The following is a 12,245-nucleotide window of genomic DNA, read 5'->3' as shown; positions in this document are numbered from 1 at the left end:
TTAATCAACTTGTCTTGTAAATGTGCACTCTACTGCTGGGGAATTCTGCGTATATTTGAGCGTTGTAACACTGGTAAACTTAATGCTTTGTCTGATGGTTTTTTCGTTATTAGAGTCAATACAGCGGCTCATTTTTAAGCTGTTATCAACACCATCACTTTTGTACTTATAAGAGCTAGTTACAAAACAAAAATTTGGCTTTTTAGTTGTACGGGTGCCGTTGTGTAGGCTTTCAAACGCAATATGCTCGCCTAATTTAAAACCCGCATCAGGGTAAACGGGGTTAATTAAACTCAACTGACTATCCACACATAAGAGGGAGTTAGCAGTTACCACCTGGTAATCGCCAAGCATTGTTTTTAATAACGGTATAAAACGGCTTTTATTACTCGGCGTAACAGTTTTAGCAAAAAGTACATTACTTAGAAATAAACAGCTCATACATAATAAAATTTTACGATAACTCATTAAAATTCCAACTCATTACTAATAAAAATAGCATAACACACTCAACTCTATACTTACTTAAAATACATTTGGTTCATAAAAGAAAAAGCCCCTTGAATACATCAAGGGGCTTTTATCACTATAAAAATATATTGATTAGTAAGTGTTACTTAAAGCTCTGCGCTCTTGTGTACACAACAGAAAATGCCAAAAGCAGCAACATGAAGGCTAATGAACCACCGCCACTGCCCTTTTCACTACTTGTGCTAGCATTAGTGACGGTCACTGCTAAACTTTGCTCAGTCTCACCTTCACCATCAGATACAATAAGCTTGAAGCCCAGCTCTGTAGTTTGCGACACACTTGGCGCTGTAAACTTAAGTGTGCTGGAGTCAACATCGTTAAGCGCCACTTCTACGCCCATTGTTTGAACCCACTTAAAAGAAAGCTCTGAGGATTCTTTATCGGTTGCAGACGCTGTCACTGAAACTTCCTGACCTTCTTTAACCGACACCGCAGATGTACTTAATTCTACACTTGGAAGCTGATTAACATGTAAAAAGCTAACGGTGTATACTTGCGTAAATTGCTCATAGCCATCTGATATCACTAACGTAATATCCGCATCAACTGTTTGCTCAAGCTCACCCACGGTGAGTACCGCTTTACCTTGAGTATCCTCAGCTGTAATGGATAACTGAGGGTGTTCAACACGCCATTCGTAAGATAAAGTATCGCCATCAGGGTCAGTAGAGCCAGAAGCATCAAGCTCAATAGTAGCAAGCTCTTCTATTGTGGCTGGTATATCTACATTTAATACAGGCGCCTGATTTAGACTCTCTTGAGCTAGTTTTGCCACAACTTCAATAGCGCCGTTAACCTCTCCATCAAGGTCGAATGCGCTACCATCTGCGATTGCAAAGCTAAAGCAACGTGAACACACTTGCTCATATACATTACCCGATAATACAGTGGCCGACTGCCAACCAGCCGCGGTTAGTACTCTTACTTGCATGTCTGAGCTTAAAATTGCATTTACATACTCAGGTAGAGCAATTTCTGCGGTGCTTGATGAATTAGATAACGTAACACGAAGGTTAATTACATCACTTTTAGCTTGGAAGTGAGGTTCTATTATATCTAAATCTGAGAAATAAGTGCTGAGCGCTTGTTCAGAAATAGACATATCAGCAATATAACCCGCTGCTAAAGCCTCTTTGATGCTACCTACAGCTAAGTGATTAAACTCATCAATACTGTGAGCACTATCACCTGAAGCTAAGATAGCTGTATTAGTGACCGATGAGCTATCTAGGTAATCAGCAATACCATCTTTATCGCTATCACCTACTCCTTCCTCAATATCAGGTATACCGTCGCCATCAGTATCTAGTTCAGGGTCATCAAATATAACGCTATCAACAAGACGTAAACTAGTTTGCTTAGTTGCTAGTAGTTCATCACCTTGTTTTACACGTAAAGTTAAATCTATATTATTGGTTTGCTCAGAAAGATTTGCACTAAATGAAACATCCCACTGTGAATCAGCTGTTTTATAAATGTAAGAATCAACACCTGCGGGGCCAATAAGCTCAAGGGATATATCACTACCTGTACTAGGTAAATTTACTAACTTAATGGTGGCATTAAAGTCAGGTATAGAACGCTGAATAGTTTTATTAACTGCTTTACCATTTTGATAAAAATCAGTAATAAACTGCGCCTGTGCCGCTTCACTTAAGTACACTAGCTGGCTGTTATCATTTTTGTCTATAAACGCATTACCATTAGATAGGACACTAATACTTGCTGCGCTGCCTACAAATTCTCGCTCTAACTCAAGCTTAATAGGTCCATACTGATTAGTAGTAAAATACTGGGTGCTATTATTAGCTTGTAAATGAAAGCTAGAGTAACCATATGGGTTAGCGCCGCTAATAAAAACATCTACAAGCACATTACCATTTTGATACACATACGTAGTAGGCTGAATACTAATTTCAGGGAAAATCATAGCCCTTACGTCGCCTGATACATGATTTCCAGCTTCATCTACAGCAGATACAGGAATAGATACATCGCCCGTTCTAAATACAAAGCTATCATCAATTTCCAGAAGCGTTATAGCTGAAACACTATCGTAAATAACACGATTATCTAAAAGTGCATTTTTTATAGCCGTGATCGTGCTGCCATAAACACTAAAAGTATACGGTTGGATAATCGGGGCAGTTGTATCAACAAGTGTGACTGTTTGTATAGCCGATGTTTCGTTACCAACATTATCTCGTGCAATCCATGTAATCTGGTGCTCGCCTAGGGGCAAGTAAGACCCTGAGCTTGTGTATACTTGAGGCTCTAAATGACCGTTATCTCTAGCCTCTGGAGTATATAGACGGGTAATATTAGTATTTTGAGAGGTCGCCTCTACTGTAATAGGCTCAAGACTCGATATAAACTCAGGCGGACTATTTTCACCGCGGCTTGCATCATCTGGGTGGCTATCTTCACTGTCTTGAACACCATCACCATCTGAATCTGAGCTAAGCGGATTACCCGAAAGTTGATACTCTTGTAAATTAGTCAAACCATCATAGTCGTAGTCATAATTAGCGTCGTAGGGTTCTAAAGCATTTAGCCGATATTCAAATTCCCAAAAATCAGGAATACCGTCCAAATCATAGTCGCTGGTAATGTCAATTTCAGCACTCCAAGTTATATTATCAACTGATAACGGTTGCTGCTGAAGGTATGCGTCCTCATATTTAACTTTAATAATGTTATAACCATCATCTACCGGTAACAATAAACGAGACTGGCTACCACGATTTACATCTATAGGACTACCATTTAAGCTTATTTGCAACGCTGAAGAGTTATAAACCAAATAGTCTAAATTAATAAAACCGGCTTCAAATAACCCCGCAATGGCAAAACCACCCACCTTGCTAGTAGGCGTTAATGCTAAGCTAAGGCTTGCATCGCCCATAGTTGACCAACTTGTATTAGCTTGCCAACCCCAAGAGTTAACAGCAAGTGCGGTAAACATTGAAGGAAGAAGTCCATCTTCAAAGCTTTCATTTAATTGCGTGAAAGATTGCACTAATGATGAAGCATCATTAGCTAGACTCTGAGAGTAAAACTCCTGAATATTGGTGTAGCCATCTTCATCGTAATCTAAATTAGCATCTGCAGCGTCTAAAGGTAAAAGGTCATTACTTACCTCATACCCATCACTTAGCTCATCATTATCTGTATCACCTGAGGTTGGATTAGTTCCAAGGTTAAATTCTTCTAAGGCTGAAAGACCGTCAGTATCGTCATCAGATGCAGCATCACTTGCATCGAGACGATTTAACCCATGAACTAACTCCCAGTAATCTGGCAATTGATCATTATCAGTATCTGTTAAATCAGTTTCTGAAAATAAAGCAAAATTATCAAGCCATACAGCATCTGCTCCATTTGAAACGGAGCTATCTTTAAAGTATTTAAATTCAATGTTATGCAGCCCTTCACTTAAATTAAGCAAAACAGACGTTGCCTCTAAGTTACTGGAATTATTTAGGTCACTACGCCCAAAAACTTCTTGCCCATCAACAATAATACTTAAGAAGTCACAGCAAAATTCAGACTCAATTTTGTAATCGAATGCCAGTACACTCTCTTCAAATAAACCTGTTATGGTAAAGCTACTATATTGTGAATCACTAATAACGCCTGAGCGAATGCTTTGTAGTCCGTCGGTTGCAAAATCATTTGTTATAAACCAAGGTGCACTAGAGCCTTCAGCTTCAACCATCCAAGTAGGTAGCGAAGAACCTTCAAATGACGTAGTAATATTTAAAGCAACAGGGAAAGAAGTATCTGACTGTGGGTCAGTATTTGCTAAATACTCAGTTAAATTTGAAAACCCATCATTATCTGCATCTTCTGCTGCATCTGACGAACTGGTTAGATCTAAACTATTATTGTACTCCCAACCATCAGGAATAGTATCGCCATCTGTATCAGGGTTATTTGGTAAACCCGCATTTAGAAATTCTAATAGATTAGATAAGCCGTCCGCATCAGCATCTAATGATGCATCTTCACTGTTATTTATATCAAGACCATGCAGTAATTCCCAAGAATCAGACATACCGTCATTATCTGCATCAGGAAAGTTAGGCCCTATGTATACATTATCTATATATACAGCATCTGCAGGAGTAGAAACGGATACATCTTTAGAATAGGTAAATTTAACAGTATTTAGTCCAGCAGGAACTTGGAAAGACGCGTCCTTCCACTCGCTTATTCCTGACTCATCTAAAACAATTGAACCATTTATGTGAACACTAAAGTAGTCATAGCCACCTTCTGTGTCTAATGCATAGCTAAAGTTTACATAGCGTTGCTCGCCACTTAAAAAGCTAAACTCAACACTGGTAGATTGGTTGTCTGTAATGTCGTTATTAGTCAGCACAAAGCCTAAGCGGCCATCAAACTCAGTTGTTAACCAAGGTGTCTGCACGTTCGACGAAATAAACAAACTGGGTACTTGAGCATCATCAAAATTGAAGGTTGTTTCTGGAAAAAAGGTTGGCTCAGAGCTCGCATCTGAAGGGTCGCTGTTGCCAAAAAACTCAATTACATTACTCCATGTGTCTGAGTCTAAATCAAGCTGGGCATCATCTGCATTTAGCGGGTTAAGTGAAAACGAAACTTCCCAGCCATCAGGCATGCGGTCAAAATCAGAGTCTGCATTGTTAGGTTTAGTAAGGTATACATTAACTTCATCATAATCTGATAGATTATCTGAGTCGGTATCCATTGCATTTGGGAAAGTATTGGCTAAGTATTCTTCTAGGTTTGTTAAACCATCTTGGTCTAAATCAAGTCCAGCGTCATCAGCAGTACTTGGATCTAACCCGTAAAATAACTCCCAGTTATCATCCATTAAGTCTGCATCGGCATCTATAAACTGAATATTATCGCAAGTAACACCTACTTCATTAAATGCTGCAATAACATCGTTAGCTTCATATCTTAAATCAATGGCAGAGTTTATAGCGCCACAGGCACCATCAATAAAATCACTAGAATTAACCCAATAATTTTGATTTGCAAAAAGCATTATTTCGAACGCTTTTTTAGGGTCCCACCCCTGAGTATTCGAAAGAAGGAAAAAAGCACGATTAAACACACCACTGCTAAAGTGAACATCCATACCTGAGTAGTAATCACTTGCGTGATCAATCGAAACGCCATCTAGAGATGGCGTTTCAAAATAACGTAGTGCCGGGCTTGTTTTTGAAATATCAGCACCAGATAACCAATCAGTCTCTGAGCGCAAAAAATATTCTGCTGTTTCACCTGCCATATCAGAGAAAGATTCGTTTATCCCCCCCGATTGTTCTGCATAAATTAAATTAGAGTTTTGACTAGTAAAACCATGGCTTACCTCATGAGAGACGATATCAAGTGAAACTAACGGGTAAAACCTATCAGCGCCATCGCCAAAGGTCATAGCCTGACCATTCCATGTTGCATTTTCCCAGTTGTTACCACTGTGAACACGCATTAACAATTGAAAAGTAAGCGGGGCTGTGTTGTACCATTGTTGATACATATCAAATACCGCAGTACCGAAGGCGTGAGCATCATTTAATGGGGAGTAAGCGCCATTAACTTCTTTGTGAGTATTCCTATCACAGGCAAACGAGTATGCTTCACTTGGCTCAAAGCCAGACTCCATGGTGACAGTTTTAACTTTATCATTTTCTAAGAAACACAGCTCACCACGTTGCGTAATATCCAGTGCTTCAACATCAGTGCCGTATTCATATTGCCCTGTTTTTTCATTTCCTCCAGGGCCTGTACCGTGGGCATTTTTAATATTATCCCACTGTTTAAATACACTGTAATCAGATTCGCTTACTAAAGCTGTAGGCTTTTTTTCAATGCCATTTTCAAACACGTTTAATTCAATTAAGCGAACAAAATGTGCCACTCCGCTATCAATATAAACATACCGTTGGTTGTTAGCTATTTGATAAGCCGTCGATTCATCAAGCTTGGCTTTTGTTAAAATAGATTTAACCCCAGTAGTTTCATCAAATTGACTATTAGCCGTTTTATTTAAAGATACAGCATCAATATTTTTCGCAAAAAAACCACTTATGTGGTGATTGCTAGGTTGTACTCGTATTTGCTGCCCCCAAATTGGCACGCCTGCAAAAAACTGCTGCATCTTTTTAGCTGATGACCGAGTTTGTTTTAAATTGAAGGCTTGAGGAGTATCTAACTCAATAAAGTAAGCGTGGTTAGAAAAGCTATTAGTTAAACCTACGCTTTGATTTAAAAGTAAGTTAACTTCTGATAAAGATGATTTGTTTACTCGTTGCGAAACCGCCGCGTGTGCACTTAGCGAATTTAAAAAGCAAAACGCTATCAATCCTGATGAGAGTGTTTTATACATAACATTCCTATGTCGTATATTGTTATTATTCAGTGTTTGTTCATTTTAAAACACACTAATGTAACATAACAATTAACATAGAGTCATTTAAAAAATGTATAAATAGGTACGATTGTGAACAACTGTGAAAGGAAAATTCAAGATGATGACACTAAATGTAACCATCTTGAATGTTAGTAGCGTTGAGTATTACTGCCAGTATTTTGCAAATAATTGCGGATAGCTTTGTTTTAAAAACTTGGGTTTGTCTTTAAAGCGCTTACCTGTAGGTTGCTCCCCTGAGGGTACAAAAGGTAATTCGTCATCGTTACGCTCTTCATAGAGTAAACCCGCAATTAAATCATACTCATCAATATAAGGGTAAGGTTGCTCATTTAAATAATACACTGGGGTGCACTGTGCAAGTGAGTCGGCGTTATCTAGAGCATTGTTAAATACTGTTTGTCCGCGAGAGATAAGCCAACACCTAAATTCGCTAAAGCCGTATTCATCGTTACAACCGGCCATAACAAATGCAGCGCCAAATAAATCCCAGGTAAAACATTTGCGCATGTGAATACCAAAAAACTTATCAAAAGCAATAAGCTGCTCATCAGTTAGCTCACTTAATTTAGCTTTTAAGTTTTCACTTACACTTTGTGGGTCAAGCCCAAGGTCGGGGGTAGTTACTAAGTCCCAAAATTCCTGCTCAGTTAACGTTGTCATTCTAAAATCTCTTTCACTCGACCAACTTGACCGTCTTCTAGGCGTACTTTAATACCATGCGGGTGATTAGGTGATTTAGTCAATAAACGCTCGACTACACCTTGTGTTAATGTGCCGCTGCGTTGATCTTCTTTTAATACAATATTTACGGTTGTACCTGGTGTGATTTGCGAACGCGATGGAACAGCCATGCTTTACATCCTAAAAATAATTTTGGTAATTATACCGTCCATAGCTAGGCAAACCAATGTTAATCAACTAAAAACGCTATTTGCTTAGCCGCTACTGGTAAGCTAATTTTGCTAAGTTCAGCGTTAATAATATCGACTAGCTGAGAAAAATGCGCCTCGGCGTCGTGATAGGCTATATCATCTTCAAAATAGCAGCTTATTTTTAGTGACTTTGCTTCATTTTTTAAATCAATGGTGTGAGTTAAATAGGCAAAACCATAATGAGTCGCTTTTATTTGCTCACAGGCGTGAGTGAGAGCTTGACGTATTTGTTTGTCGCGCAATTTTTGTGTTTTAGTCATAGATTATTGTGTTTGTTCGTTTTGCTGTTTTTTATATTCTTCGAAATTTTTATCTTGTTGTTCAAGGCACTCATAATACTCTTTATCGGCTTTATAATTACATTCATCAAGCCGTGCCGATTGTATTTCGTGAAAGCGGGCATCAGAGCTACACCCTACAAGTACCGATAATCCCACAAGCAGCAATGCACTTTTAGTTATTTGACTGATTATCATTAAATTTCCTTACATTTTTAGTGATAAAAATGGGTTAAATCACAACAATATTATTGTATATTAGCGCCATAAAACCTTACTTTGCATAGGATTCATAGTTATGATGTCGCAGTTACAAAAGTTGTTTCAGCGTATAGACAAAAGCAAGATATTTCAATCATTTGTTATCGCTGTTATTGTTGTTTCTGCTCTTACTGTAGGTGCTCACACTTACTCACTTCACCCGACTGTAGAATTTGCCCTTAATTGGATGGATGTTGGGATCACTACCTTCTTTTTAATTGAGTTAATTATTCGCTTTATTGCAAGTAAAGGTATAAAAGACTTCTTTTCAAAGGGCTGGAATATATTCGATACCATTATTGTACTTGGTAGCCTCTACCCTGCTGCAGGATCAACCATGTTACTTGCCCGATTGCTACGTATATTTAGGGTACTGCGTTTAGTATCTATGATCCCTGAGCTGCGTTTATTAGTTAATTCCTTGCTAAAAGCCATTCCGCAAATGGGCTATATAGCGCTGCTAATGTTTGTTATTTTTTATATTTACGCAGCCATGGGCAGTATGATGTTTGCTGATATTAACCCAGTGCTTTGGCAAGATGTATCCATTTCAATGCTTACGCTATTTAGAATAGCCACCTTTGAAGATTGGACCGACATTATGTACGAAACTATGGCGGTGTACGAGCTGAGCTGGATTTACTACCTCACGTTTATCTTTTTAACTGCGTTTGTATTTTTAAACATGATGGTAGGTGCTATTTTAGAAGTAATGAGCGAAGAACATCGTAGTGCCCGTGAGCTAAAAGCAGATAACAACTCACTGCCTGCAACGCAGGGACAAGTGCTAGAGCTACAAGCGCAAATAGCTGAACTAAAAACCTTATTAAGTAAAACATCAGAAAATAAAAATACACCTAGCTAAAAGCTCAAAAAGCCCTTTGTATTGAATTAATACAAAGGGCTGTATGGAATACCAATTTGCAATAATACTAACTCATTTTGCGGGGTTAAACGTGTCGCAACCTGAGTTAAAACTCACTCAATTAGAACAACTAATAACGAATTTTTTTACCTGCTACCTAAACGTTTTCCCCCTTAAAATAAAGAGCTTATTTAAGTGAATTTGTGTTACTCGTCTTGTTGCTCTTGTGTGCTTTCAAATGAAATCACATTATCAACCTTCATTTTAAATGCTTCAAAAAACGCGTTTTTTAATACCGAGATCACGGCTTCAAAAGTAGATACATCAGCGTTGTCTAGCTGTCCATCTATGGGCACCCGAGCAGCCACCAGCTCTGACTCGTCGTTTTCTAAAAGCGCACCGAGTAAATCAATACTGCCTTCAAAAATAACGGTAAATAGGCCGTCATCATCTTTTTCTATATCTTCACGCCACGAAAAAACACTTAAGTCATGAACACCGGCTTTTACATATCCATTTAAGTTATTATTGTTAGCGGCCAATTCCATGGCGCCATCAATGCCGCCGGCTTCAATATCAAATGGGGTATACACTTTAAAAACAGTCTCAAGGTTTTTAACCGAAAAACGCTGCACTTCAACATTAAAATCAAAGTTAGCTTTATCGCTAAAGGGGTCTAATTTACCATTTAAAGACAACTTAGCTTCACCCACTAGTTGCCCCTCTACTTTTAAACTCGTAACTAAGGTTTTAGAGAGGTTTTGTGCATTGGTAATGTTGTTAATATTAGCGTTTATATTTGATATATAGGTTGGCTGCTCTCCTTCGCTGGTGGCATTAACTAGAGTTACTTTACCTTTCTCTATACGAAGCATATCGATTGAAAACGGTACCAGATCATTGGCAAGGCCTACCCACGTTGTCTCGTCTTTAACTTGTTGGTTTTGTTCTGCAGTAGCGGGGTCCTTATCGTAAATAACAATCTCTGGGCGGATAAAAGCCATGTTGGTGACAAAATTACCGTTCAATAAAGCAGACCACGCGAGCGAAAAATCGAGCGTATCTATAGAGAGTAGCGGCTTAGGAACCTGCGTGGCATCTACCGCGTAAATTTCTACATCGTCAACAGCGTAAGCGCCTCTGTATAAATATAAATCTACATCACCAACATGCCCTGTTATGCCTTGAGTTTGTTCAAGCTGCTGATTTACATAATATTGCACGGCATAAGGGGCTATTGCTCTGAGTAAAATTAACAGCAAGGCTGTAACCACTAAGGCATAAAACCATTTTGCGCGTGAATTTTTAAAAGTAGAAGCCATTATCTTTCCTTATGTGAAGGCCCATACCAATCGCTATAAAGACCTCAATCATTTTGCTGAGCGATAGATGTTGCTACAAGCGTTAAAATTTTAATTAGGAAAAATTAAATAACGCGTTTTTGCATCGCCGACAACATGTGCTCACTCTCAAAGAGATAAGTTGATTAAAGCAATTGGTATAAATAACTCGGTTTAAGTAAAAAATACCTACAAAAGTGAATTAAATACTCACAAAAAAGCTGAAACCGAACGAATAAAGGTATATCAAAATACTGCGAGCAAAAGGCATACCACGAGGCACAATACATAAGTATTAGCTAAATTCACTCAATACATAAACATTTACAAAAGCGACGGCTAAAAACACCTAACCCACTCGAATAAACTTATAAGCTCAACTACAGTAAAAGATAACTTACTCACGAACATAGACTCTATGAGCCCAATATTTTTTATTTTAATTACTCTTTTGCTAACCAGCATTATTTGGTCTGTTATATTTTTAATGGCGTGGTTTACACTAGGCAAAAAGTCGTATGCTTTATTTTGGGCAGGCGCGTTTATACTTTCTGCGTGCCAATGGGGGACTATTTTATTGCGGCCTCACTTCGACTCAGACACCCTCTATTGGATGACAGGGGTCAGTTTATCTATGGGGTCTGTAATTTTGGGAACTTGGGGACACGCTATTCGAGCTCGAAGTCCTATTAATTTAAGGTATTTATTAGCAATAGCTGTAATTACCTTAGCCTTAGTTTATTATTATAAAGCCGTAAATGTTCATATTGGTTTATCCATGTCGTTGTATATTTATTACGATATTTTACTGCTACTACTCAATGCCATCATCATCATAAAACATAAAGCTAAATCGCTACCTGCCGAAATTGGAGCTGCCATTACTTACACAGTGTGTGGAGTGTGTTTATTTATTGCTGCGACGATTGCACTTATGCAAGGCAGCCAAGTAAACCAAGCTTATTTAGATTTATACACACTCATTAATTTTATCACAGTCCCGACTGCGCATGTTGGTATGGCGGTGTTTATTATTTTTATAATGGCTTCTGATTTAGCCCAAGAAATGCAAAAACTGGCCATGACTGATCTACTCACACAGTGTATTAACAGACGTGGCTTTTACGACATTGGCCAACAAAAAATTGAATCTCAGCTTGGCTGTAAACAGCATGTATCCCTTATATATTGGGATATAGACTCATTTAAAAATATAAATGATGACTATGGACACGCCGCAGGAGACGAAGTGCTAGTCCAAGCAACTCAGCGTATAAAAATGTGTTTACAAAAAGACGATATTTTTGCTCGACTAGGCGGAGAAGAATTTGTCGTTCTCATAGCTAGAGACTCAGAACTAACAGCACAGCAGTTTGCTGATAAACTGCGAGAAACTCTTGCGAGTAAGCCTATTGAATACGAAAAGCAATGCATAAATGTTACGGCAAGCTTTGGGGTGATCAGCATTAAGTCTGTTAACACGCCAATTGATAAAGCAATAGATTTAGCAGACAAAGCGTTGTATATAGCAAAACACGAGGGGAAAAATAAAGTAGCGTATGCAGTGCCGCTTAACTAAAAAAGGGGTTAGCAATAGGCTAACCCCTTTTTAAT

The 12,245-nt window shown here is 38.4% G+C and carries 9 protein-coding genes; 2 read left to right on the top strand and 7 right to left on the bottom strand.

All coding sequences use genetic code 11. The annotated features are described in order from the left end of the window. The 6 genes from CWC16_RS00475 to CWC16_RS00450 all read right to left on the bottom strand — a co-directional run bounded on the left by CWC16_RS00475 (window position 1) and on the right by CWC16_RS00450 (window position 8,363). Window positions 1-468 (bottom strand): hypothetical protein, encoded by a 468-nt coding sequence (locus CWC16_RS00475; protein ID WP_138540052.1) that lies wholly within the window; start codon window positions 466-468, stop codon window positions 1-3. Window positions 469-613: 145 nt separating this feature from the next. Beyond that, on the bottom strand, window positions 614-6,910 hold the full coding sequence (locus CWC16_RS00470) for a M4 family metallopeptidase (RefSeq protein WP_138540051.1): 6,297 nt from the start codon (window positions 6,908-6,910) through the stop codon (window positions 614-616). A gap of 189 nt (window positions 6,911-7,099) precedes the next feature. Next, window positions 7,100-7,615, bottom strand: a complete 516-nt coding sequence (locus CWC16_RS00465) for a DUF4240 domain-containing protein (protein ID WP_138540050.1) — start codon at window positions 7,613-7,615, stop codon at window positions 7,100-7,102. Further along, window positions 7,612-7,806 carry a YwbE family protein gene (locus CWC16_RS00460; RefSeq protein WP_138540049.1) on the bottom strand — a complete coding sequence of 65 codons (195 nt, stop codon included), beginning with the start codon at window positions 7,804-7,806 and terminating at the stop codon, window positions 7,612-7,614. Before CWC16_RS00460 ends, CWC16_RS00465 begins: the two co-directional genes overlap by 4 nt. 59 nt (window positions 7,807-7,865) lie before the next feature. Then, on the bottom strand, window positions 7,866-8,147 hold the full coding sequence (locus CWC16_RS00455) for a hypothetical protein (RefSeq protein WP_055019016.1): 282 nt from the start codon (window positions 8,145-8,147) through the stop codon (window positions 7,866-7,868). Between the two features lie 3 nt (window positions 8,148-8,150). Continuing rightward, the gene (locus tag CWC16_RS00450; protein WP_138540048.1) at window positions 8,151-8,363 is read right to left on the bottom strand and encodes a hypothetical protein; all 213 of its coding nucleotides are present in this window, start codon (window positions 8,361-8,363) and stop codon (window positions 8,151-8,153) included. Window positions 8,364-8,463: 100 nt separating this feature from the next. On the opposite strand from CWC16_RS00450, the gene CWC16_RS00445 reads away from it, so the two are divergent. Then, entirely contained in the window at window positions 8,464-9,291 is an 828-nt protein-coding gene (locus CWC16_RS00445; RefSeq protein WP_138540047.1) for an ion transporter, read from the top strand. 206 nt (window positions 9,292-9,497) lie between these two features. Here CWC16_RS00445 and CWC16_RS00440 read toward each other — a convergent pair whose 3' ends face one another. Then, window positions 9,498-10,613, bottom strand: coding sequence for a DUF748 domain-containing protein (locus tag CWC16_RS00440; RefSeq protein WP_138540046.1), 1,116 nt, complete (start codon window positions 10,611-10,613; stop codon window positions 9,498-9,500). A gap of 436 nt (window positions 10,614-11,049) precedes the next feature. Between CWC16_RS00440 and CWC16_RS00435 the strand changes: the two genes are divergently transcribed. After that, window positions 11,050-12,210 carry a GGDEF domain-containing protein gene (locus tag CWC16_RS00435; protein WP_138540045.1) on the top strand — a complete coding sequence of 387 codons (1,161 nt, stop codon included), beginning with the start codon at window positions 11,050-11,052 and terminating at the stop codon, window positions 12,208-12,210. Window positions 12,211-12,245: the final 35 nt, after the last annotated feature.

Source organism: Pseudoalteromonas sp. S3776 (assembly GCF_005886915.1).
In the GTDB taxonomy this organism is placed as follows: domain Bacteria; phylum Pseudomonadota; class Gammaproteobacteria; order Enterobacterales; family Alteromonadaceae; genus Pseudoalteromonas.
This window is presented reverse-complemented; position numbering and strand designations above follow the sequence as displayed.